This window comes from Fibrella aquatilis (genome assembly GCF_017353255.1).
GTDB lineage: Bacteria > Bacteroidota > Bacteroidia > Cytophagales > Spirosomataceae > Fibrella > Fibrella aquatilis.
The window spans coordinates 164,519-187,580 of sequence record NZ_JAFMYU010000013.1; the positions used below are offsets into that span (position 1 = coordinate 164,519).

The 23,062-nt window shown below is 56.4% G+C and carries 18 protein-coding genes; 10 read left to right on the plus strand and 8 right to left on the minus strand.

Annotated features, from left to right (window positions below):
* Positions 1–14: 14 nt before the first annotated feature.
* The 5 genes from egtD to J2I48_RS16645 form a co-directional block, all read right to left on the minus strand.
* Positions 15–1,061 carry an L-histidine N(alpha)-methyltransferase gene (gene egtD, locus J2I48_RS16625; RefSeq protein ID WP_207336598.1) on the minus strand — a complete coding sequence of 349 codons (1,047 nt, stop codon included), beginning with the start codon at positions 1,059–1,061 and terminating at the stop codon, positions 15–17.
* Positions 1,025–2,197 (minus strand): ergothioneine biosynthesis protein EgtB, encoded by a 1,173-nt coding sequence (gene egtB, locus J2I48_RS16630; protein ID WP_207336599.1) that lies wholly within the window; start codon positions 2,195–2,197, stop codon positions 1,025–1,027. Before egtB ends, egtD begins: the two co-directional genes overlap by 37 nt.
* Positions 2,198–2,243: 46 nt before the next feature.
* Entirely contained in the window at positions 2,244–3,632 is a 1,389-nt protein-coding gene (locus tag J2I48_RS16635; protein WP_207336600.1) for a mercuric reductase, read from the minus strand.
* A gap of 90 nt (positions 3,633–3,722) precedes the next feature.
* Positions 3,723–4,850 (minus strand): acyltransferase family protein, encoded by a 1,128-nt coding sequence (locus tag J2I48_RS16640; protein WP_207336601.1) that lies wholly within the window; start codon positions 4,848–4,850, stop codon positions 3,723–3,725.
* 123 nt (positions 4,851–4,973) lie between these two features.
* Positions 4,974–6,749 (minus strand): ABC transporter ATP-binding protein, encoded by a 1,776-nt coding sequence (locus J2I48_RS16645; protein ID WP_207336602.1) that lies wholly within the window; start codon positions 6,747–6,749, stop codon positions 4,974–4,976.
* An 82-nt stretch (positions 6,750–6,831) separates the two neighbouring features.
* Between J2I48_RS16645 and J2I48_RS16650 the strand changes: the two genes are divergently transcribed.
* From J2I48_RS16650 to J2I48_RS16680, 7 genes are all read left to right on the plus strand, one after another.
* Positions 6,832–7,467, plus strand: a complete 636-nt coding sequence (locus tag J2I48_RS16650; RefSeq protein WP_207336603.1) for a DUF4126 domain-containing protein — start codon at positions 6,832–6,834, stop codon at positions 7,465–7,467.
* Between the two features lie 140 nt (positions 7,468–7,607).
* Positions 7,608–7,880 carry a hypothetical protein gene (locus J2I48_RS16655; RefSeq protein WP_207336604.1) on the plus strand — a complete coding sequence of 91 codons (273 nt, stop codon included), beginning with the start codon at positions 7,608–7,610 and terminating at the stop codon, positions 7,878–7,880.
* Between the two features lie 276 nt (positions 7,881–8,156).
* Positions 8,157–9,296, plus strand: coding sequence for a lytic transglycosylase domain-containing protein (locus tag J2I48_RS16660; RefSeq protein ID WP_207336605.1), 1,140 nt, complete (start codon positions 8,157–8,159; stop codon positions 9,294–9,296).
* Positions 9,297–9,463: 167 nt separating this feature from the next.
* Complete coding sequence (locus J2I48_RS16665; protein ID WP_207336606.1) at positions 9,464–11,263, plus strand: pyruvate dehydrogenase complex dihydrolipoamide acetyltransferase; 1,800 nt, start codon at positions 9,464–9,466, stop codon at positions 11,261–11,263.
* Between the two features lie 220 nt (positions 11,264–11,483).
* On the plus strand, positions 11,484–11,912 hold the full coding sequence (locus tag J2I48_RS16670; protein ID WP_207336607.1) for a DoxX family protein: 429 nt from the start codon (positions 11,484–11,486) through the stop codon (positions 11,910–11,912).
* 6 nt (positions 11,913–11,918) lie between these two features.
* A complete protein-coding gene (locus tag J2I48_RS16675) occupies positions 11,919–12,257 on the plus strand; it encodes a YciI family protein (RefSeq protein WP_207336608.1) in 339 nt (112 codons plus the stop codon).
* Between the two features lie 23 nt (positions 12,258–12,280).
* Positions 12,281–13,519: an RNA polymerase sigma factor gene (locus J2I48_RS16680; RefSeq protein WP_207336609.1), complete on the plus strand. Its 1,239-nt coding sequence runs from the start codon at positions 12,281–12,283 to the stop codon at positions 13,517–13,519.
* 130 nt (positions 13,520–13,649) lie between these two features.
* Here J2I48_RS16680 and J2I48_RS16685 read toward each other — a convergent pair whose 3' ends face one another.
* Both J2I48_RS16685 and J2I48_RS16690 read right to left on the minus strand, forming a co-directional pair.
* On the minus strand, positions 13,650–15,260 hold the full coding sequence (locus J2I48_RS16685) for an OmpP1/FadL family transporter (protein ID WP_207336610.1): 1,611 nt from the start codon (positions 15,258–15,260) through the stop codon (positions 13,650–13,652).
* Positions 15,261–15,418: 158 nt separating this feature from the next.
* Positions 15,419–16,783 (minus strand): hypothetical protein, encoded by a 1,365-nt coding sequence (locus J2I48_RS16690; protein ID WP_207336611.1) that lies wholly within the window; start codon positions 16,781–16,783, stop codon positions 15,419–15,421.
* A gap of 250 nt (positions 16,784–17,033) precedes the next feature.
* On the opposite strand from J2I48_RS16690, the gene proS reads away from it, so the two are divergent.
* Positions 17,034–18,506: a proline--tRNA ligase gene (proS, locus tag J2I48_RS16695; RefSeq protein ID WP_207336612.1), complete on the plus strand. Its 1,473-nt coding sequence runs from the start codon at positions 17,034–17,036 to the stop codon at positions 18,504–18,506.
* An 86-nt stretch (positions 18,507–18,592) separates the two neighbouring features.
* Here proS and J2I48_RS16700 read toward each other — a convergent pair whose 3' ends face one another.
* Positions 18,593–20,341 carry a S8 family serine peptidase gene (locus tag J2I48_RS16700; protein WP_207336613.1) on the minus strand — a complete coding sequence of 583 codons (1,749 nt, stop codon included), beginning with the start codon at positions 20,339–20,341 and terminating at the stop codon, positions 18,593–18,595.
* Between the two features lie 138 nt (positions 20,342–20,479).
* On the opposite strand from J2I48_RS16700, the gene J2I48_RS16705 reads away from it, so the two are divergent.
* On the plus strand, positions 20,480–21,115 hold the full coding sequence (locus tag J2I48_RS16705) for a thioredoxin family protein (RefSeq protein ID WP_207336614.1): 636 nt from the start codon (positions 20,480–20,482) through the stop codon (positions 21,113–21,115).
* Between the two features lie 58 nt (positions 21,116–21,173).
* Positions 21,174–23,051 carry a TlpA disulfide reductase family protein gene (locus J2I48_RS16710; protein WP_207336615.1) on the plus strand — a complete coding sequence of 626 codons (1,878 nt, stop codon included), beginning with the start codon at positions 21,174–21,176 and terminating at the stop codon, positions 23,049–23,051.
* Positions 23,052–23,062: the final 11 nt, after the last annotated feature.

Sequence of the window (23,062 nt, forward strand, 5' to 3'; positions counted from 1 at the left end):
TTCACCCGCTGTACTTATTTGCTGTACACTACATCAGCAAAGTATTTTTTACTATCTGTAAACCAGTCGGTTAACGAGAAGCCGGACTGCTGGGCGAGGTGTTCGATACCGGCGCGACTGAACTTGCGAGAAATCTCGGTATGGATAACCTCACCAGCAGCAAACGGCACCGACAGGTTTAGCGCGGCTAATTGTACTATCTGCTCCCGTTCGCTGACGAGGTAGCTGCGGGCCTCGCCGTTTTCAGGGTTGTAGGTCTCGTAATGGTCGAAAGCGGCCAGATCGAAGTCGGCATCGAGGTCGCGGTTGAGGCGGCGGAGCAGGTTCAGGTTGAACGCGCGCGTCAGGCCTGCGCTGTCGTTATAGGCAGCGTGGATAATGGCCGGGTGCTTTTGCAGGTCGAAACCCGTCAGCACCAGGTCGCCGGGGTGGAGATGCTGCCCGATCTGCCGGTAAAACGCCACGGCCTCTGCCGGACTGAAATTGCCGATATTCGACCCCAGAAACAGTACCACGGTGCGGGTGTGGTTTCCTTCATTAGCAGCCTGGTTGCCTAAGCGCTTCAGCGTGTTGAAGTAGTCGTCGTGCTGAGGCGAAAGGGCCATTTGGGGCCACTGTTGGGCAATATCGGCCACCAGGCCATCCAGGGCAGCCTTGGAAATATCAACGGGCGTATAGGTAAAATCGGCCAGTTCGTTCCAGAAATGATCCAGCAACAGCTTGGTTTTCAGGCCGTCGCCGGCGCCGAGTTCCACCAACTCAAACGGGCGATTGTCGGCACTGAACAGGGCGAGCAAATCGGCCTTGTAGGTGTCTAAAATCTCGTATTCGCAGCGCGTGAGGTAGTACTCCGGCAAATGCATGATTTCGCTGAACAGCCGGCTGCCTTCGTCGTCATAAAAAAACCGCGACGACAGCTGCTTGGGCGAACCGGTCAGGCCCCGACGCACGGCATCGGCCAAATCGAGGGCTTCGGCTTGGTGGGCGGTGGGCACGTCTGGTATTAACTGGGTTTGACTGCCGTTTAGGCCTGAATAAGCCGGATTCCCGTGAATTGCCATTGTTTGTCGGGTTGAAAAAAGTTGCGATACGTAGGGCGGCTATGCCCGGCGGGTGTGGCCACCGAACCACCCCGTAATACCAGCTGGTTGCTCATGAATTTGCCATTGTACTCGCCCACGGCCCCGCCCGCCGTGACGAATCCGGGGTAGGGCAAATAGGCCGAGTTAGTCCATTCCCACCGCTGCCCCCAGTTGAGCGGGGCCAAATGGGCGGCGGCTTCCCACTCAAATTCGGTGGGCAGCCGCGTGCCCCGCCACCGCGCGAAGGCGTCAGCTTCGTACTGCGACACATGGCTCACGGGGGCGGCAGGGTCAACGGGCACCAGCCCACCGAAGGTGTAGTAATGCCACTGCCCGTCGACGTTATGCCAGTAGAGGGGGGCCTGCACGGCGTTGGCGTTGACCCACGCCCAGCCGTCGGCCAGCCAGTGACCAAAGTGCCGATAGCCACCTGCAGCCATAAATTCGAGGTATTCGCCGTTGGTAATCAACTGCCCTGCCAGCGTTGTTTCGGCCAGGTAGACCTTGTGCACACCCAGTTCGTTATCGAAATGAAACGGGATAGCATCGCCCGGCATACCACCCCGGTAGCCAATCTCGTAGATGCCTTCGGGCAGGGTGATGGGTGCCGACACGGGGTTGGCGGGGTATTCAATGATGGGGATGCCCAACGACGGCAGCAGCGGGTTGTGGCCCAGCGTGTATTTGATGTCGGTCACGAGCAATTCCTGGTGTTGCTGCTCGTGGTTGAGGCCCAGAATAATCAAGTCGCGGAGGTCGGCATCGGTGGGGTCGGTAGCCAGAAAACGGGCCATGTGCTCATCTACGTAGGTCCGGTACCGATAGATTTCGGCCACGGTGGGGCGGCTGAGGTTACCGCGTTGGGTGCGCAGTACCCGCTTACCCACGGTCTCGTAATAACTGTTGAATACATAACTAAAATCGTCATGAAATACCTGATAACCAGCCATGTACGGCACCAGCACGAAGGTTTCCCAAAACCAGGTGATGTGCGCCAGGTGCCATTTAGCCGGGCTGGCGTCGAGGGTAGGCTGCACCACGTAGTCCTCGGTCTCGAGATTAGCGCACAGGGCAATGGAATGATTTCGTACCGACTGGAAAGCAGTGAGCAGCATTGATTATGTGATTTGGATAGAGAAACGCAGATGACGCTGGCCCCTTTTATGCTAATTTACTGAACAGATTATTGAGCGATTCGGCCAGGGTGGGGTGGGCAAAAACGGCATCGCGGAGACGTGTGTAGGGCAGTTTACCCAGCATGGCAATCTGGAGCATGGTCATGAGTTCGCCGCCTTCCATACCTAACACCGCCGCCCCCACAATAAGGTCCGTGTCGGCATCCACCAGCACCTTCATAAAGCCGTTGGTATGGTCGGTTTCAATAGCGCGGGCCACCGACGTCATGGGCAGCTTCGCCACGTGCACCCGTTTGCCCTGCTGCTGAGCTTCCTTTTCCGACAGCCCAATGCGCCCCAACTGCGGATCAGTGAAGACCGTATAGGGCACCTGCCGGTTGGTAGTGGCGGCTACACTGCCTTCGAGCAGGTTCTGCTGGAGAATACGGAAATCGTCGTAGGCAATGTGCGTGAAAGCCGGGCCACCGTTGATGTCGCCAATGGCGTAGATGCCGGGCTGGTTTGTTTCGAGCTTATCGTTAACCACTATAAAGCCCTGCTCATCAACAGCTATGCCTGCCGCCGCCAGGTTTAAGGCAGCGGTGTTGGGCGTAATGCCAATAGCCAGCAACAAGTGGGAACCGTTTACCTGCGCCACATCGTCGGCCTCCAGCAACACCTCCAGGGCGTGGGTGCCCGTCTGCCGCACCTGCTGTATGTCGCTGTTGAGATGAACGGTGATACCTTCGGCTTCCAGTATGTTGGTCAGTTCGGTGGCGACGTCTTCGTCTTCATGCTCAAGTAGTTGGCTGCCGCGCACAATGAGCGTGACGTCAGACCCAAACCGGCGATACATCTGACTGAACTCGACGCTGATGTAGCCGCCACCCACCACTAGCAAGTGAGTAGGTAGTTCATCTAATTCAAGCAGCGTTTTGGACGTTAGGTAAGGCACCGAATCCAGGCCCGGCAGCGTTGGCGTTTTGGCACTTGTGCCGCAGTCAATCACCATCGTATCGGCTGTAATGGCCTGACTTCCACCTTCGTTGAGCCTAATAGCCAGCGTTTTTGGTCCTGTAAACCAGGCTTCGCCGTAAATCAGCGTAAGGTTTTCGGTCTTGTCGAACGCCGTTTCGATACTGTGGCGAAAGTCTTCGACAATGCGCTCTTTCCGACCTTTAACTGCCTGAAAATCAACCGAAACCTCGCCGGTTTTTATTCCGTACATACCTGCCCGACGGGCTTCGTGAGCCGCCTGCGCCGAAGCAATCAGGCTTTTGGTGGGTGTGCAGCCGTAGTTGATGCAAGTACCGCCTACGTGTTTCCGCTCAACGAGGGCCGTTTTCCACCCTTTCTTGGCCATAGCCATGGCAAGTGGTTTGCCCCCCTGCCCTGCCCCAATAATAATGGCATCGTACCGCTCCGGTTGGTTCATAACTACTATTGAGATAGCTACCAAACCCCGTGTAAGGGAGAATTGTTAAACGCCGTGGGCAGTTGCGGCAGGTTTGTGTTACCCCATAACCTAGTGCAACCGCAGCGCCACCCGACGGCGCAGGGCTTCCACAGGCTCGCCCACCAGCTGATTTAGCCCTACTGCCAGCCCCAGCGAAAGGGCCAGGGTGAGCAGATTCTGGTAGTTGCCACCCAAACCATAGGCTCGCAGGGCCTCAAACACGATATAGTGCACAATGTAGAGCGGGTACGACAAATCGCCGATGCGCTGATCGAGGCGGTTGGTTTTGCTATGGATGAACAGCACCGGTATACAGGCCGCAATAGTCAGCGTAAACAACGTTGACATGGCAATGGGCGGCACCCCCAGCCGGTTGGTGATCTGGAAGATTTCGCCGAAAAACAGGGTAAAGCCCAGCGCACCGTACAAACACAACCGCCTCACCGCCAGCGGAATAGATTTTTGGCGCAGGACCCGATACGCTTTGTAGCCCAGGGCACCGAGCATGAAAAACGCAATTTCGGTGGGGAAAAATCGATACTGCCAGGCCAGGCCGGTGAGGCCATACTGGCGGCGGAGGTAGACCCGCAGGGCTGTAGCCAGCACCACAACCAAGATCAGCACCCAGCTTTTTCGGCGCACCAAAAACGGGGCCATCAGGTAGAAAGTGATCTCCAGCCCGATGGTCCAGCCCTGGTGTACGAGCAGAAAATTATTGAGGTTGACGGGGGCCGATGAGAAGTCGCGGGTGAAGATCAGCGCGTGGGTAGTGGGGGCAAGGGTGAGAAAACTAACCCAATCCTGCCCCACCAGCAGGGCGTTGACCACAACCAAAAAAGCCTTTGTTCCGGTAGAAAGCTGGTGACCATATGCCCGCACGGCCTGCGCAAATTCGAGGTGTACCTCTCCCAGTGTCAGCCACATCACTATGGCTACCACGCCAATAATGAGCAGCGTAGCGTAGTAAATGGGAAACAGCCGCAGCAGCCGGTTGGTGAGAAACAGCCGGTAGGTTTGCCCCATGCTGAGGCTGGCCGACGGCACGTATTTCTCATTGAGGATCAGGGCCATGTAAAACCCCGAAATCATGTAGAACGCCTGCACGGCCAGATTGCCACCCAGCGTATGAAACCCGCGCAACGGCCCGGCATGAACAAACACCACCGCCGCCGCCAGCAGTACACGTAAAAGACCCATGGTTTAAGAGACAAGATGTAAGAGGCAAGAAGCAAGCGTAGCACTCAGTCGACTTAACGCTTATGTCTTGTCTCTTGTCTCTTGCCTCTCACCTCTTGTCTCTTGGCTTCCCGCAAATGTAATCTACGCCATCTCTTTATACTGCATCCGGTAGAGGTTGGCGTAGACGGCATCCAGTTGCAGGAGTTGCTCGTGGGTGCCGCGCTCTTTAATCTCGCCCCGGTCTACCACCATAATCTGGTCGGCTTTCTGGATGGTGCTCAGGCGGTGGGCAATCACAATGGCCGTGCGCCCGCGCATGAGCTTGCTGATGGCCTCCTGAATGAGTTCCTCCGTCTCGGTATCTACCGACGACGTGGCCTCGTCGAGCACGATGATGCGGGGGTTTTGCACCATGGCCCGCACAAACGAAATCAACTGCCGCTGCCCTACCGAGAGCGTGGCACCGCGTTCCTGCACGTTGTAATCATACCCGCCGGGCAAGCGCATGATAAACTCGTGAACACCCACCAGCTTGGCCGCCTCTACAATCTGTTCGCGGCTGATGGCCGGATCGCCCAGGGTAATGTTGCGTTCGATGGTTTCGGAAAAGAGGAAAACATCCTGCAACACCACGCCGATATGCCGCCGCAGCACGGTCAGGTCATAGTCTTCCACGTTTACCCCGTCGATCTGGATAGTGCCCTGGTTAATGTCGTAGAAACGACTTAACAGGTTGATAATGGACGACTTACCCGCGCCAGTAGCCCCCACAAAAGCCACCGTTTCGCCCGCTTTCACGTCGAATGAAATGTCTTTCAGCACGTAGTTTTCGTCGTTATAGGCAAACCAGACGTTACGGAATGACACATCGCCGCGCAGGTTGGCGGGAGCGAGGGTGCCGTTGTTAACGGTGTATTCGTCGCTGTCGAGAAGCTTCAAAATCCGGTCGGCGCTGACGATGCCCATTTGCAGGGTATTAAACCGGTCGGCCAGCATGCGTATAGGTCTGAAAAACAGGTTGATAAACATCACGAAGGCCGTGACGGTACCAAACGAAATCTGTTCGTTCAGAATCTGCCGCGCCCCGTACCAGACAATAAGGCCCGTACCGGCCGCCGCCAGGATATCGGCCACCGGAAAGTAGATAGAATAGTACCAGATAGACCGGATGTTGGCTTTGCGGTGCTCGTCGTTGATGACGCGGAATTTTTCGGCTTCGATTTTTTCGCTGCTGAAAATCTGCACGATGTTCATGCCCGAAATGTGTTCCTGCACAAAGGCATTCAGGTTGGCCACCGCCGTGCGCACCACGTTGAACGATGCCTTGATCTTTTCTTTGAAAATATACGTACTCAGCAGCATCAGCGGCACCATAGAGAGGCTGATGAGCGACAGCCGCCAGTCGGTGTAGAACATCACGCCGATGATGAGAATCAGTTGCAGAAAGTCGCCCGCAATGGCCGCCATGCCCTCGCTGAAGACGTCGGCCAGGGTTTCGATGTCGGAAATGGTGCGCGTTACAAGCCGACCAATGGGCGTATTGTCGAAAAATTTGAGGCGCAGGCCCAGGATCTTTTCGTAAAGCTGTACCCGCACGTCGCGGATCACGTGCTGCCCCAGCCAGCCCGACAGGTAGGTATTGGCAAACTGTACGCCCGCCTGAACTACTAGCACCCCCACCATAACCGAGAGCATGAGTACCAACCCGCCGTAGTTGGCCCCGGCAATGTCATTATCAATTGTTTGGCGAATGAGCAGCGGCGTGATAGGCGCAAGCGTGGCCCCCAGCAAAATAACCCCCACTAACCCGTAGAAACGGCCCTGGTAGGGCCGCACAAAATCATAGAGGCGTTTAAGAATGGCAATATCGAAGACCTGACCAGATGCTGGTCCGCCGCTTTTTTGTTCGTCGCTCACGAGGTAAGATTTTCGCCCGTTTCTGGCAATTGTTCGGGAGAGTAACAGTTATTTGGCGTTATAAAGTTTTACCCTATCAACTATGGAATGGATCTTGAGTGCCTGTGTGGGCGTTGGCCTGGCAGCTTGTTGCGGTTTTCGCATTTTCGTACCCATGCTGGTGGCGGCGGCGGCTACTCATTTCGGCCTCATTGGCACCATGCCCGGTTTCGAGTGGCTGGGTAGCTGGACAGCTATCATTGGCCTGAGCATCGCCACCTCCGTTGAGTTAGTGGCCTACTATATTCCCTGGGTCGACAATGCGCTCGATGCCATTGCCATGCCGGTATCGGTAGTGGCGGGCACGCTGCTTTCGACCTCATTCTTGCGCATCGACGATAGCATGGTGCGCTGGTGCATGGGCCTTATGCTGGGCGGCGGTTCGGCGGGAATCATACAGGCGGGCACGAGTTTGCTGCGGCTGGGATCTACCGCCACCACTGGCGGGCTGGCCAACCCCGTAGTAGCCACGAGCGAAAACGCCGCCTCGCTGGGGTTATCGGTGTTGATGGTGTTTGTTCCCCTGGCGGCTTTCGTGGCGGTGCTATGCCTGGTGCTGTTTTTCGCGTTCCGCCTGCTGGGTCGCCGCCGCCTGAGCTTCACTAAAGCCGACGTACCCCTCACCCCCCCCGCCCCCCTGGCCCCACCCCCACCCTCGTTGCCAGAAGACGAAATGTAGAAGGGATTTTGGATTGGGGATTTCGGATTGGGCTTACGCCAGAGTACGTTTACTCTGGCGTAAGCAACAATCCGAAATCCGAAATCCAAAATCCCAAATCCCTTCATAACCTTCACTGGCCTGATGCAGTTAATTCAGCTATGGAAAACAAACCCGATAATTACGACGCTGGCATTGACCAAAATCAGGGGGTGGTGGGCACCATGGCCCGCAACCAGGAACGGCCCAACGATGCCGACAGTAACGACCGCGTGAGCCGCCTCGACCCCAACGTAGTGACGGCCCAAACCGATGAGTTGCCTAACGACGAAAACGCCGCCGAGATGAATGACAACATGGGCGAACGTACCTATGTCAATGACGAACAGCCCGCCAATGCAGAAGCGGGGCCGTCGGACGATACGGGGAAGTAGTAGTATTATACGTAGAAAATACTCCCTTGGAAAAATTCAATTTTATAGATTTCTAAAAGCCGCCAAAAACACTGCCTACGGGCTGTGTGGCGGCTTTTTCTATGCTTAGGCACCAAGGCCAAACTTGGCTACATGCTATAGTCCGTAGGATAATTCGCAGAACAAGCATTTGCCAATAGCCACATTATCAGGTATTTTTGCATAATGATTTTTGCATTACGGCGTTACCTTATGGTACCGCCGTGAGTCTTAGTCTATCAACAAATACCGCTCCTCTTGATAAAATCTGTCGGATTCTCTGCCCTGATCGCACTGGCCAAACCAGCCATTGCCACTGCGCCCTTCGAGGCCCATTTTGAACTCGATACTACGCGCCAGGCTGGTAACCCGCTGGCCATTTCCCAGAAGCTAAGCACCCCGTTGCTGCTCAACGCCGATACTACCCGGCGTTTTGTGCCCATCTATTTTTGCGGCGAAGCCGTACCCATCGACAACGCCTATGTGTCGCGGCAATGGATGCGCAACCTGATGCAGTGCCAGGCCGAACGCGAAGAACTCTACGCTATTCGGAAGCGGGCAGCCGTGTTTTTCCCCATTATTGACCCCATCCTGCGCCGGTTCAACATTCCCCCCGATTTTCGGTACATTCCGCTGGCCGAAAGTGCTCTCATCAACAACTGCGTGTCGCCGAAGGGTGCCTCGGGATACTGGCAGCTAATGCCCGAAACCGCCCGCGAACTGGGCCTGATCGTCAACGACGAAACCGACGAACGCTACGATTTGCCCAAAGCCACGGTGGCCGTTTGCCGGATGCTCCGCGACCTGTATCACGAACTGGGTTCCTGGACGTTGGTGGCCGCTGCCTATAACGGTGGGCTTGGCCATGTGCAGAGCCGGATGTTCCAGCAGCGTCAGAGCAATTATTTCAACCTCAAGCTATACCACGAAACCAGCCAATACCTCTATCGGGTGCTGGCCTACAAAGAACTGCTGACCAACCCCCAGCAATACCGGCTGCTGTTGTCGTCGGCGGTGATGGGGTTCCTGACTAAACCACTGCCCAACCACCTGCAACCGTTGCCCGGCACACGGCGCCATGCTGCGTCGGCGGTGGCGGTGGGTACAGATACCGAACTGGCCGACATTGAGAATATCGACCCGGCTTGGGGACCCCAAACGGGCGATTCTTTCCTGGATGCACCTACGCTGGCCGAAATCCTGCTGGCCGGGGCCAACTACGCCAGCATTTTGCCCGCCGGTGATGATCATCAGCCTGCCGACCTTACCAATGAGCAAAAAGGCCAGCCCATTCCAAAACTGCTTGGTCTGATGGTGCTGCGGTTCCGCCGCCCCCGGTTCCTGCGGCAAACGCCCGGCACCGGCAGCCGCCCCCGCCACCGTTGGGAGTGGGTTTAGGGTAGTTCAAGGTTTAAAGTCCAAAGTCCAAGGTTGGCTGACGCAAGAGTACATGCGTCAGCCAACCTTGGACTTTGGACTTTAAACCTTGAACTACCCTAAACCTTAAACCCCTTTTTACGTTAATTTTGGGGGTTGTTGATCTACAGAAGCATCCTACAGTTATTATGGCAGAATTAATCCGTATGCCCAAAATGAGCGACACCATGACCGAAGGGGTGATTGCTGAATGGCATAAGAAAGTGGGCGATACCGTCAAGTCGGGCGATGTGCTGGCCGAAGTCGAAACCGACAAAGCCACCATGGACCTTGAGGCCTATGATGAAGGTACCCTGCTCTATATCGGCGTTGAAAAAGGGCAGGCCGTGCCCATCGACGGGGTTATTGCCGTTATTGGTCAGCAGGGCGAAGATTTCCAGGCACTGCTGAATGGCAATACGGGCGGTAGCGCCGAGGTAAAACCCACCACTGCCCCACCCGCCGACGGTCCCGCACCTGCCGCCGCCGACACTACGCAGGTGAATACTGCCATGCGCGACGCCGAGGTGGTCTCTGCCGCCCCCGCCGCCAATGCTGGCAACGCAACGGTCATCAGGATGCCCAAAATGAGCGACACCATGACCGAGGGCACCATTGTGGCGTGGCATAAAAAGGAAGGCGATACTGTGAAATCGGGCGATGTGCTGGCCGAAGTCGAAACCGACAAGGCTACTATGGACCTGGAGGCTTACGAAGAAGGTACCCTGCTCTATGTTGGCGTGAAAGAAGGCGAAGCTGTGGCGGTAGATGCCGTTATAGCCGTAGTAGGCGAGAAAGGTGCCAACTTCAAAGTGCTGCTCGACGGTGGCGCTGGCGGAAATGGCTCGGCTGCTCCTGCACCTGCCTCAGCGTCGGCTCCAGGCGCAGCCAATGAAACTGCTGGTAATGCCACTGCCGAACAAAACCCACAGGCAGACGCGCCGGCCAACGCCGCGACGGACCTCTCCTACGCTGGTGGCAACGAAAACGGTCATGAAGCCAACGGCCGCCTGAAGGCTTCGCCTTTGGCCAAAGCCATTGCCGACCAGAAGGGCATAGACCTCAAGCAGGTCCAGGGTACCGGCCCCGAAGGCCGCATTGTGAAAGCCGACGTTGAATCGTTCAGCCCACAAACGGCTCCGCAAGCTAAGCCGGCCGCGCCAACCCAACCCCCCGCCCCGGCTCAACCTGCTCCGGCTACCCCCGCCCCGCAACCGGCACAAGCTGCTCCGGGTATTCCACCCGTACAGCCTGCCCCGGTGACTACCGGCGACTACGAAGATGTGCCGCTTACGCAGATGCGCAAGACTATTGCCCGCCGTCTGAGTGAAAGCCTGTTTACCGCGCCCCATTTTTACCTGACCATGGAAATCACCATGGACAAGGCAATGGCCCTGCGCGGACAGGTGAACGCGGTGGCTCCTGCCAAGATTTCGTTCAACGATTTTGTGATCAAAGCCGCCGCCCTGGCCCTGAAACAGCACCCCAACGTGAATGCGTCGTGGCTAGGCGACAAGATTCGGAAGTACAACTACGTAAACATCGGCGTGGCCGTAGCCGTTGATGAAGGCCTACTGGTACCCGTGGTGCGCAACGCCGACCAGAAAACGCTCTCAACCATTGCGGGCGAAGTGAAAGAGATGGCGGGTAAGGCGAAAGAGAAAAAACTGCAACCCAAAGACTGGGAAGGCAGCACGTTCTCGATCTCCAACCTTGGCATGTTTGGCATCGACCAGTTTACGGCTATCATCAACCCACCCGACGCCTGTATTCTGGCGGTAGGAGCCATTAAGCAAAGCGTGGTTTTCGAGGGCGAAACGCCCAAGCCCGTCAACATCATGAAGGTGACGCTCTCCTGCGACCACCGCGTGGTAGACGGTGCCACCGGCGCAGCTTTCCTCCAAACGTTCAAAGGCTTCCTGGAAGATCCCATGAAAATGCTGGTATAAAGGCGAGTTTGAAATATAGAAGTCAACGCTTTGGGGGCTTTGCTTAGCACAAGTTTGTGCTAAGCAAAGCCCCTGATTATTAGCGCGCTGGCTATGCATAGCGAGCACCTTTACGGGGGTGTTTGTTGTACGACCTCACCAAATGCAAAAAAACCGTACCCAGGTTGTCCAATTTGGGTCGGCTCAGTCATTGGTAGAGTGAAACCAACACGGACTGATTATGACAACGAATCAACGTACAGCGAAAGAACGCAAACACATTGGCTACTGGGTCGTAACTGGCCTGCTGCTTTTCGGAATGGTAGCGGGCGGTATTGCCCAAATCAGCCATGTCAAAGTCAACGTCGACGGCATGATTCGCCTGGGGTATCCGCTCTATACGATGCGGGTACTGGGCATCTGGAAGCTCGCTGGTGCGGTGGTCCTTGTCTTGCCCGGCTATGCCCTGTTGAAAGAGTGGGCGTATGCAGGCTTCTTCTTCCTGCTAACCGGAGCGGTCATGTCGCATATTGCGGCTGGTGATACTTTTTTTCAGTGGGTAGCACCCCTCATCTTTTCTATTCTGACGGTATTATCGTGGTACTTACGGCCTGCCAATCGTAGATTACCCAGCACGTCGGTAGTAGCTACAGAACCCCAATCTATCTAATTGATTATGAGCGAATTCATGTTGTTATTTCGCCAGCCTAGCTTCGATACGGGCCAGATGTCGCCCGCCGAATTTGCTGCTATCGCCAGTCGCTGGCAGGCGTGGGTGGGTGGCATAGAAGCCGGGGGCAACCTGGTTAGCCGGGGTACCCGGCTGGCTACAGAAGGCAAAGTAGTACGGGCCGATGGCCTTATTACCGACGGCCCGTTTGTAGAGGTAAAAGAACGATTGGGCAGCTTCGTGCTGGTTAGGGCCGATAGCCTAGACGAGGCCACGGCGTTGGCGCACGGCTGTCCGGCCATATCAGCAGGGGGTAGCGTTGAGGTTAGACCCCTGCTGGTGTAATCTATGGGGAGCAATCGACACAGATGGAAAACGCGCAGGAATCGCTCAGGCAGGTATTTCAGCAGGAATTTACCCGGATGGTGGCCGTTATCAGCAGACGATTTGGCCTCCAGCATATCGAGCTTGCCGAAGATATTGTAGGGGAAACGTTTCTGCTGGCCGCTGAAACCTGGGGTGTGCGGGGACTGCCTGCCAACCCCACTGCCTGGCTCTATACTGTGGCTAAACAAAAAGCCATTTACCAGTTCAGGCGGCGCAAACTGCTCGATGATAAGGTCATACCCGGACTGATGGCCCAACACACCCAGGATGACGAATGGGATACCCTGAGCTTCTCGGCCCATAGCATTCGGGATAGCCAGCTACAAATGCTGTTTGCCATCTGCAATCCGCTCATTGCTGACGAAGCTCAGATCGGGCTGGCCCTGCGTATTCTCTGTGGTTTTGGTATCTACGAAATAGCGGAGGCTTTTTTGACAAACAAAGAAACGATCAACAAACGACTCTTTCGGGCAAAGGAAAAACTGCGGGCGGCAGGCGTAACAATGGACTTACCCGCCGATAGTGAACTGGTTCGTCGACTGGACACGGTGCTGCGGGTAATCTACCTGCTGTTTAACGAGGGCTACTATTCCAGTACCCAGAATCAATCGTTGCAGAAAGATGTGTGTCTGGAAGCCATGAGGTTGGGTGTTATGCTCACCGACTATGAGCAGATCAACAGCCCTAAAACCAACGCACTCCTGGCCCTCATGTGCTTTCACGCCTCCCGATTTGAGGCCCGGCATGGAGGTGCCAAAAGTCTACCCCTGCTATATGAACAGCAAAATGATACTCTATGGGACACTGCGCTGATCCGGCAGGGGTTTGCCTATCTGGATCGGGCCATGCAGGGCAACGACCTGAGCACCTATCACCTGGAGGCCCGCATTGCGTCGTGGCATTGCATTAGAGACGATACGCCCGAAAAATGGACGGCCATTCTAAGCCTGTACAACCAGCTTGTGTTGCTCAACAAGTCGCCCAGCGCGGCGCTCAATCAGGTCTACGCGCTCTACAAAGTAGCCGGACAGGCAGCGGCGCTGGCAGCAGCCAAACAGCTTCGGCTGGACAATAGCCATCTTTATTTCACCCTGCTGGGCGAACTGTATCGGGAAACAGACCCGGCGCAGGCCACGGCCAGTTTCCAGCGAGCCTATTCCCTGGCAAAAACGCAGACAGACCGGCAGACCATTCAGCAAAAACTAGATGGAATGGCCTAAACAGGAACACAGCCAACTGCCAACTTTAAGTTATTAGGCATTGAATTAGGGAACAACTAAAAAGCCGCGTTCAGCTTCTGCTGACGCGGCTTTTTAGGTTTAGCAGGGCATCACTTGCCCACTGCCCTGTCTAGAAGAACACACCTACCGACAGCAGAGCGCTGCCGACTTTGTTGTTCAACACGGCGGCGGCGTAGTTCTGTGAATTGTTGAGCGTATAGGGGGCGTAGGCTGTTTTAAAGGCGTAGGCCGAATAAGCCAGATCCAGGAAGAACCGCTCGTTGCGTACCCCTACCCCACCCGACAGCAGCAGCGAGTTGCGGTCGCCGTTACGGGCCAACTGGTCGTAGGTGTCTTTGTAAGCAGTAGGCAGATAGGCCGCCCCCGCCCGGAAGCGGAATACGCTGGCGCGTACCTCGGCACCCACCCGGAAGTTGACCACATTCTGGTAGAAGGCCTGCACATTCTTCTTGTTATCTTCCCGAAACGCCTGATTGTCAGCCGCTGCCTGGTAATCGGACGTACCCACGCGCATACCTGTGTAGCCCACGTATTCGGCAGTGGCGGTGATGAACCCGCGCTTCTTGAAAAAGAACGTAGCCCCGCCCGATGCCCGCAGTGGCGTGGTAATGTTGTAGTTAAAATCGTTAGAAGGCAACGCAATGCTCAGTGGATCAGGCACTTTGCGTAGTTGATTTCCGTTCGCATCAAGAATTGGTTTGCCATTAGCGTCAAACTGGCGAATCCCGATTATATCGGCGCTGAGGGTGCGGTCATACGTTTCTGCCAGGCCGCTGAACGTAGGCGAGGAAACGGTAAGACCCAATTGCAGCAGTTCAGTAGGCCGGAAAATGGTGCCCAACGTCAGGTTGATGCCCGTGCCGCGCACACTCAGCGTACTGCGGTCGGTCAGGCCACGAATCTGATCACCACCTACGAATACTTCCGAATACTGGTTGGTAAAATCAAAGCGGGTGCTGCTTAGGGCCAATGCGCCACCTACGTACCATTTGTCATCGAAGTTAGCTCCATAGCCTAGCGTCCACTGCGACTGCGATCCGCTCGACGAATAACTCTGCGTCTGGTTGACCACCTTATCGCCCTCGGCACCTCTGTAGGTGGTGGCGTTATCGCTGGTTGGATCAATCAGGTACAGCTGATAGGCCGCCGCCAGATAGGCCGTACCCGGAATACCGTTGATGTCAGTTACCTGATTAGTGTTTCTGTTAAATACCCTGTCGACCACACCAGAGGCAATATTAAAGCTGTTCAAATCAGCGGCCCAGGCGTCGGTAATGGAGCTTCGGTTATTGAGGCCCGTAAAAGCAAACTCGTTGCCCAGGCTCACCTGCCGCGAATAGGTAATGCCAAACGTACCTCGCCGCATACTGCCCTGCCGCGAAGGTTCACCTGCAAAAATGAGGGCCGCCTGCCCCACAAACGGCACGGCCTTGTTCGAATTGGTATTCTGCCCGGCATAATTCACGCCCACGTTCTGCAACCGAACGCCCGGACTGATGCTCAACTCTGACCGGTTGTAGAAACCCAACCCGGCCGGGTTGGTAAATGCCGAAGAGGCATCGCCGCCGATGGCCACGTGGCCACCACCAAGGCCCTGAAAGCGAGCCGTACCCGTAATGGGCTGATCGGAATAACGAAACACGTCGCCCGAATAATCCTGCCCAAACGCGCTAACCGCACCCCCAAAGAGGGCTGCGACCGAAAGCAAATATCTGTTCATAACTAATCTGGATGTAGGTAGATGAAACGCCCTTTTCAGTAGGACAATAGTACGTCCCGAACGTTTAATGCCACGCTATGTACTAAACGAAAAAACCCACTGTCTTTCTCAAAACAGCGGGTTTTTCATACGTATTAATGCATATTTAACAGCACGACTTACCGTGGACCGCGGCCACCACCACCGCCGCCGCCACCACTGCTGTAGCCACCACCACCACCACCCGATGGCGCGCTGGGCGCACTATAGCTGGGTGCACTGGGGGCGCTATAGCTGGGGGCACTGTAGCTGCCACGGCTTGGTGCAGAATAGCTCGGTTGCGAGTAGCTCTGCTGAGGCTGTGAATAGCTGCGTGAAGGGGCCGAATAGCTAGGCGGCGAATACGACCGGTTTTGTGTACCGCTGGCATCCTGCGAAGGCGTATAGTTACCCCGGCTGCTACCCCGGCTTGGTGCTGAATAGTACGTATCAGCCGACCCACGTGATGAGCTACCGTACGACGGCGCAGCCGGTGCGGCATTGCCCGACGTGCGGCCACCGGCAGCACCGCTGTTGTCGTAGTAGTACGTACCCCGTGTGTTGGCCCGTGAGCCGTTGTACCCACCGTCGGTAGGGCGGCTGTAGTAGGCATCACCACGCGATGGTGCAGGCGTATTGTTGGTGTAGCCACTGTTGCCCGTATAGGCACCGGCGCTACGACGGCCACCACCATCGGCGGCGCGGGGGGTATTGTTGAAATCACCGTTATACCGGCCCGACGCCGAGCTATAGCGGGCACCCACTGTGCGGTTGTTGCGGTACGGATCGGCACCGGTTACGTAATAGTTGTTCACCACCGTTGGCCGGTAGCCATAATAGCTGCCAAAACCACCAAAGCCGCCGAACCCACCACCAAAGCCAAATGGGCTGTATCCATAGCTGTAGAACGGATCATAGCCGTAGCCACCGAAACCACCAAAGGCGTAGGGGTTATAACTAAAGCGGTTGTAGCCACCAAAGCCAAACGGGCTATAACCAAACCCAAACGGGCTGTAGCCGTAGCCAAACGAGCCGAGACCAATACCCAGGCTCAGGCCGCTGTAGAAGCCACCGCTGTTCAGACCCCAGCGGTTCCAGCTGTTGGCACCGTAGAGACCCTGGTTGTAGCCATTGTTATACCCACTGTTATAAGCACTGTTGACGTCACCCCAACCCGGATCGGGCGAGATGCCACGCTGTACGTTGCGGGCCGTGAGTTCTGAATAATACTCCTGCTGATTGGTGCCAGCCAGCCCCGCCTGCTCTTCGTTGTAGTCGGGGTTGATATTACTCAATCGCTGCTGCCTGCGGTCGAGGCGGGCCGAGCGCTGATCCTGCCGCGACGTCTGCCGTTCGTTGCCAGATGCCACCACGGCATCGCCCGAATTGCCGTACAGGTCGTCGACCTCACCGGCATTCTGGGCAGTTTGGCGGCTGGAGCTACACGCCCCAACACCCAGCAAAGCGGCCATTGCCAGGTAGCGCCACGTATTGTTGGTTTTCATAAAGAAAGCGGTTTGGTAATCAGTGAGGGTTCAAGTAAAATCGGAACGCGCAACGATTCGCTCATATAACAAGCAGAGCGACTGATTGATTACAAAAATAGAGTTAAAACCTATCTTTGCAACCCCTCAGTCTGTTAGACTGACAGGTCTAATCAAGGTTTAATCTTAAATAAAAATAGTCGTAAGTGGAGGAGTCGTAAGTCGGCTGGCGCAGGTGGCTTACGACTCCTCCACTTACGACTTTAGTTTCATGGCTAAAGCAATTCCAGCCCGGTCCGAAGATTATTCGGAATGGTATAATGAGTTAGTGCGCAAAGCCGATCTGGCCGAAAACTCGGCGGTTCGGGGCTGCATGGTGATCAAGCCCTACGGCTTTTCGATTTGGGAAAAAATGCAACGGGCCTTAGACGATATGTTTAAGGAAACGGGCCACCAGAACGCCTATTTCCCCCTCTTCATTCCCAAATCATACCTCAGCAAAGAGGCCTCGCACGTGGCGGGTTTTGCCAAAGAGTGCGCCGTGGTGACCCATTACCGCCTGAAAAACGCCGAAGATGGTTCGGGCATCATTGTCGACCCGGAAGCCAAGCTGGAAGAAGAGTTGATTGTGCGGCCCACCTCGGAGACCGTGATCTGGAGCACCTACAAAAACTGGATTCAAAGCTACCGCGACCTGCCGCTGCTCATTAACCAGTGGGCCAACGTGGTGCGGTGGGAAATGCGGACGCGCCTGTTTCTGCGCACGGCAGAGTTCCTCTGGCAGGAGGGCCACACCGCCCACGCCACCGCCGAGGAAGCCCAGGCCGAAACCCGGCAGATGCTGGAAGTCTACGCCACCTTTGCCGAAGAGTGGATGGCCATGCCCGTGATTCGCGGCACCAAAACCGCCAACGAACGCTTTGCCGGGGCCGACGATACGCTGTGCATTGAGGCTATGATGCAGGACGGAAAAGCCCTTCAGGCCGGAACGTCGCACTTTTTAGGGCAAAACTTCGCCAAAGCGTTTGAGGTGCAGTTTCTCTCGAAACAAAACAAACTCGAATACGTCTGGGGTACGTCGTGGGGCTTGTCTACCCGTATGATGGGTGCCCTGGTGATGGCCCACTCCGACGACGACGGGCTAATCATCCCGCCCAAACTCGCACCCATCCAAGTGGTCATTGTGCCCATCTACCGCTCCGACGAGCAACTGGATGCCGTGTCGGAGAAAGTGAAGCCGCTGATGGCCGAACTGCGCAAAGCGGGTGTTTCGGTGAAGTACGATAACTCGGACTCGTACAAGCCGGGCTACAAATTCGCCGAATATGAACTTCGGGGTGTACCCGTCCGGCTGGCCATAGGCGCACGTGACCTGGAAAACGGCACTGTCGAAATGGCCCGCCGCGACCTGAAAACGAAAGAGACCGTGCCCTTCGACGGCCTCACCGAGCGCATTGTGGCCCTTCTGGACGATATCCAAAAAACGATCTACCAAAAAGCTCTTGCCTTCCGCGAAGCCAACACCTTCGTGATCGACACGTTTGACGAGTTCAAAGAGCAGATCGAGAAAGGCGGCTTTATTATGGCCCACTGGGACGGCACCTCCGAAACCGAAGAGGCGATCAAAGAGCAAACCAAAGCCACCATCCGCTGTATCCCTTTCGAAGGGGCCAATGACCCCGGCCCCTGCGTCTACTCTGGCAAACCCTCTGCCCAACGGGTAGTGTTTGCGCGGGCCTACTAGCTGATTAAAAAAGCACTAAATGAGGAATGGGCATTGATCTTGGTAATACCGGGATCAACGCCCATGCCTCATTTAGTGCTTTTTTATTAACGGGTCGCCAGGTCCATATTGACCAGCCCCCAGCCAAAGCTAGGGTGGCGATTGTCGGGGTGGGTGGCAGCGCGGCGGAGGCGGTCCAGAATCTGGGCGGCATCTTCATTCGGGAAGCGCGACCAAACCGCTGTCGCCATAGCCGACATGGTAGCTGTGGCTGCCGATGAGCCACCAAAGGTGACGGGTTCGATGAAGTTCCGCCGGGGAAGTGTCAGTACCCGCTCGGCGGTGCCGATGTTGTCTTTTTGCATGACCACCGCAAAATCAACGCTGGGGCTGTAGAAGCATTCGTGGCAATTGGTGAGGAAATTAAGCGAGTAGTTCGACACGTTATTGACAAGCAGACCGTTGTTCCTGACCTGTGCCCGAATACCCGTAACGGCCTGTACCACACCGTCCATATTAGCCGGGAAGATGGTCATGGGCAGGCCACCCGCCCCGAGCGTCCCGGCGGCACAGAAAATGAGCTTGCCGCGCTGATGTGCCAGCCGAACGGCATCGCCGATGTGGGCGTAGGCAAACGTAAACGGCGTACCCAACCCGTTGACTGTATAGGGCAGGTTCACCACCGTACCCATCGACATACTGATGACACGGACATTGGGGTGATTGGCAAGCCGGGTGAACGCATTGGCGGCACCCCGGCATTCGCGGGCCGACGTAAAGACAACATCAGCCGAGGCCCGTACCGACACCAGACTGGCCTGATAAGCTACCCCCACCGACGACACGCCCATGTGTGGGGCTACGCCAATACCGGCCGAACACGTACCATGCCCGCAGGGGTCGTGGTGGGTTTCGGGGGCCTGCCCCCGCTTGTTGGGTAGTGTCCAGGTACGTTCGAGCATACGAGAGCCGGAAGCCCCCTGCCAGAAATTCCAGTTCAGCCGTCCCTGCTGATCCGATACTCCCGTGTCGATATAGCCGATGTACTGGCCCTGCCCCGTTGCGCCCCGCGCCCAGGCGGAAGGCATCTGGTGGACAAGCAGATTCCACGAAATTTTGGAGTTTTGAGGAGCCAGGAATGTATAGTCTGTACCGGGCGTGAGGTAGGGTAACGATTGCTCGTGGTCGCCGCAACCGAAGCCGCTGCTGGCTGAGCGGCCATTTTTGCTGGGATTGCCTTTGGGCAAAACAGCCCCCTTATGCTGGTATTCCGTCGGGATAATGTACCGGATAAAGCCCGTGGCGCGTAGCTTGTGTAACGTAGCCAGTTGCGTGATGGTCAGTTCGAAATTAGGCAAGCCCTCTTCAGGGTACACCACCAGGTCTTCAGGGCGGGTGAGTTCCTTGTTATATTCCTTCTCGCTGTTGAACACAACGTCCAGTAGTTTCTGCCGAATATCCTGCCACGCTTTGTCTTTGAGGTTGATTTTGGTCAAATCCTTAAAATCATAACCCGGAATGGTGTACCCGACCGTCAGTACCGGATCGGTATGCTGGGTTGTGCTCCAGATAAGCCGGTCCATATCCAGCGTTTCGTCCTGACAACCTCGGCAAGGATTGCGCCTGGAAAACTGATTCGGGTATTCATTAGCCCAGTCGAACTCACTTGTTTTTCCTTTCTGACTGGCTACAGTGTATTCGATATGATAGTCGATCTCTTCTTGGGTCATCGCCTTGTCGCCCTTGCGAGCCTGGGCGGCGGGGCTTGCCCTGGTAGGCTCGGGCAGGTCGGGGGTGCAGGCATCGAAGAGGAAGCTGGTAGCCAGCACGGCAAGAAACGTAATTGGTTTACGCATGGGGGGATGTTGTCGTTAATAGTTCAGTAAACCAACTACGCAGTACCTTATCCAGGCCGCGCCGTTTTACGAAACCCACTTTTGGGTTGAGACTCCGACCGCTTCACGAACAAACGGGGCTTTTTCGCGCTTGTCTGGATGATGCAACCAACACCAACCTCCCCCATCACGCCCGCACTCGTGGCTGAGGCGATGACTTACGCGCAGTATATGACTCACGCCTATGGGCGATTTGAGCAGCACCTGACTACCGCCGACGATCCGCATTACAACACCGAACAGATACTGGGATTTACCCGGCTGAATTTCTCGCGCATAGCCCGGTTGGAGAAAACAACCGTGCTGACCGACGAGGTGACTGCCGCGCTGGCGCAGGTACGTGAGCCGTGGATTTGGCTGGTGCTGGTGGAATCGTGGTGCGGCGACGTGGCCCAAATTCTGCCTGTGATGAAACATATGGCTGACTGGTCGGGCAAGATTGAGCTGCGGCTGTTGCTTCGGGATAAAAACCTGCCCGTAATCGATGCCTACCGCACCAACGGGGGCCGGTCCATTCCTAAGCTGGTCTGTCTGCGCCAAACCGACCTGACCGAACTGGGTACGTGGGGACCGCGCCCGGCTGCCCTGCAAGCCGAGATGGACGGTTGGAAAACCGAGAACACACCTTTCGACCAGGTTATTGAACGAGCCCACGGCTGGTATGCCAAAGACCGCACCGCCCATACGCAGGCTGAGCTGGCAGAACGTATTCTTACCTGGAGCCAGACTGCTTAAGGTCGGGGTGGGCGGGTGATGGCTGCATCAGATAAAAACCGGGCCTTATCTTTAGTGCATGAACCGCCTCCTCACCCTAGCCTTCTTTTTACTGACCACTCCCCTGCTGGCTCAATTTCGGTATTTGCCCGAAAAGCCTCTGCCGGGCGATGTCGTCTCGTTTACCTACACGCCCAGAAACACGCCGCTGGCTTCAGAAACGGCCATTTCGGGCATCTGGGTACGCTATGCCGCCCCTTCGCAGATGGTGGCAAGCCTGCCTACCACGGCCACGGCGGTGCAGGAGGGCAACGCTTTTGTGGGCGAGATGAAACTGCCCAAACCACCACTGTCTGGTTTATTATTCACGTTTCAGAGCAAAACCAACTCCGCCCTAATTGACGCCAACAACGGCCATTTCTACCCCCTGCTGGTCTATACCGACGGTGGCAAACCGCAGCCCCACGCCACGGGCGGGCAGGCGTCGGTGCTGGTACGGACGGCCTATGCGGCCAAGCTAAAAGTTAAGTCAGACTGGGCGTGGGCGGTGCAACAGTACGAACGTGAACTGGCGCAGAACCCGCAGCTGCGGCCGCAGTACTGGAGCGACCTCATTGCCACGCAACTCCGGCTGCAAAAACCCGGTGCCAAAGCCACCGCCCTAAACCAGATTCCCGCCTACCTGGATAGCCACACACCCACACCCGACGAGCTGACCACCGCCGCCAACCTCTATGACCAACTAGCCGAACCCGCCCGCGCCACCGCCGCCCGCGAACGTATCCGCACGGTTGACCCCACCGGCGACGCCGCCCAGAAAGCCCGCGCAGAAGTAGTTCGGAAAGAGGCTGACCTGGCCAAAAAGCTGTCGGGCTTTGCGTCGTTTACGCAGGCGTTTCCGGCTTCTACTTACCGCGGTATGCTGGTTAGCTCGGTGGCGGAAGCGTACTTTAAACCAGGGCAGTTCCGAGACCTGGTGTCGTTTCTGGCTCAGCAACCCCTACCCGCCACCGACCCCATGCTGCTCCACAGTTTCGCCGGGCAAATGACCGACGAAGGGCGTGGCATACCCCAGGCCGAGTGGCTCGCCCAACGCGCCCTGACGGTATTGCAACAACGGCCACTGCCCAAGAAGGCCTCGCCCGAACAAACGGCGCAGCGCACTTCCGACATCCAAAATTTCCGCGCCACGCTGGCCTATGCGTTTGATCAGCAGGACCGGTTCGGCGCGGCGTTGGCTACCTACAAACAGGCCGTGGCCGAGCCGGACGCCAGCGACCCGCGCACGAGCGAACGCCTGTGGCTCTGTGCCCTCCGCGCCAACCGCGCCGACTCGGTGTTGCCCTACATCGAGAAGGTGGTGCGGGTAGGCCGACTCACGCCCCGGCTGCGGTCGGCGTTGCGGGCTTATCAGGCAAAAAAACTAGGTTCTGAAGCCAAAGGTGAGACCTACGTGCGCGATCTGTTGGCTCCCTACCGCGCCGAGCGGCAAGCCGAACTGGCCGAATCATTTGTGAACCAACCGGCGCCGGGCTTCACGCTCAGCACTTTATCGGGTAATACGGTGTCGCTGGCTTCGTTACGGGGCAAGGTGGTCATGCTCGATTTCTGGGCTACCTGGTGCGGTCCCTGCGTAGCTTCATTTCCAGCAGTACAGCAGGCAGCGGCCTATTTCAAAAACGACCCCAATGTGGTCTTTCTCTTCGTGAATACCCGCGAGGGCGGCCCCCTAAGCCGGGTTCAGTCGTTCATGGCCCGTCAAACCAGCACTTTCACCGTACCGCTCGACCGCGATCAGCGCGTAGCCGACTCGTACGGCGTGTTGGGCATCCCCACCAAAGTCATCATCGACCCCAAAGGCCGCGTCCGCTACCGCAGTCTTGGCTTCTCTGGCAACACCGATGCCACGGCTGAGGAACTGACGCTGGTGATTGAGGCGCTAAAGAATCTACAATGAATATTGGACAA

Bases quoted from the DNA above. Each gene is read 5' to 3' on its own strand.
- J2I48_RS16710 (WP_207336615.1), top strand. From the start codon at position 21,174: ATGAACCGCCTCCTCACCCTAGCCTTCTTTTTACTGACCACTCCCCTG.
- J2I48_RS16655 (WP_207336604.1), top strand. From the start codon at position 7,608: ATGGAAAACAAACCCGATAATTACGACGCTGGCATTGACCAAAATCAG.
- J2I48_RS16635 (WP_207336600.1), bottom strand. From the start codon at position 3,632: ATGAACCAACCGGAGCGGTACGATGCCATTATTATTGGGGCAGGGCAG.
- J2I48_RS16690 (WP_207336611.1), bottom strand. From the start codon at position 16,783: ATGAAAACCAACAATACGTGGCGCTACCTGGCAATGGCCGCTTTGCTG.
- J2I48_RS16680 (WP_207336609.1), top strand. From the start codon at position 12,281: ATGGAAAACGCGCAGGAATCGCTCAGGCAGGTATTTCAGCAGGAATTT.
- J2I48_RS16675 (WP_207336608.1), top strand. From the start codon at position 11,919: ATGAGCGAATTCATGTTGTTATTTCGCCAGCCTAGCTTCGATACGGGC.
- J2I48_RS16685 (WP_207336610.1), bottom strand. From the start codon at position 15,260: ATGAACAGATATTTGCTTTCGGTCGCAGCCCTCTTTGGGGGTGCGGTT.
- J2I48_RS16640 (WP_207336601.1), bottom strand. From the start codon at position 4,850: ATGGGTCTTTTACGTGTACTGCTGGCGGCGGCGGTGGTGTTTGTTCAT.
- J2I48_RS16670 (WP_207336607.1), top strand. From the start codon at position 11,484: ATGACAACGAATCAACGTACAGCGAAAGAACGCAAACACATTGGCTAC.
- J2I48_RS16705 (WP_207336614.1), top strand. From the start codon at position 20,480: ATGATGCAACCAACACCAACCTCCCCCATCACGCCCGCACTCGTGGCT.
- egtB (WP_207336599.1), bottom strand. From the start codon at position 2,197: ATGCTGCTCACTGCTTTCCAGTCGGTACGAAATCATTCCATTGCCCTG.
- proS (WP_207336612.1), top strand. From the start codon at position 17,034: ATGGCTAAAGCAATTCCAGCCCGGTCCGAAGATTATTCGGAATGGTAT.
- J2I48_RS16650 (WP_207336603.1), top strand. From the start codon at position 6,832: ATGGAATGGATCTTGAGTGCCTGTGTGGGCGTTGGCCTGGCAGCTTGT.
- egtD (WP_207336598.1), bottom strand. From the start codon at position 1,061: ATGGCAATTCACGGGAATCCGGCTTATTCAGGCCTAAACGGCAGTCAA.
- J2I48_RS16700 (WP_207336613.1), bottom strand. From the start codon at position 20,341: ATGCGTAAACCAATTACGTTTCTTGCCGTGCTGGCTACCAGCTTCCTC.
- J2I48_RS16665 (WP_207336606.1), top strand. From the start codon at position 9,464: ATGGCAGAATTAATCCGTATGCCCAAAATGAGCGACACCATGACCGAA.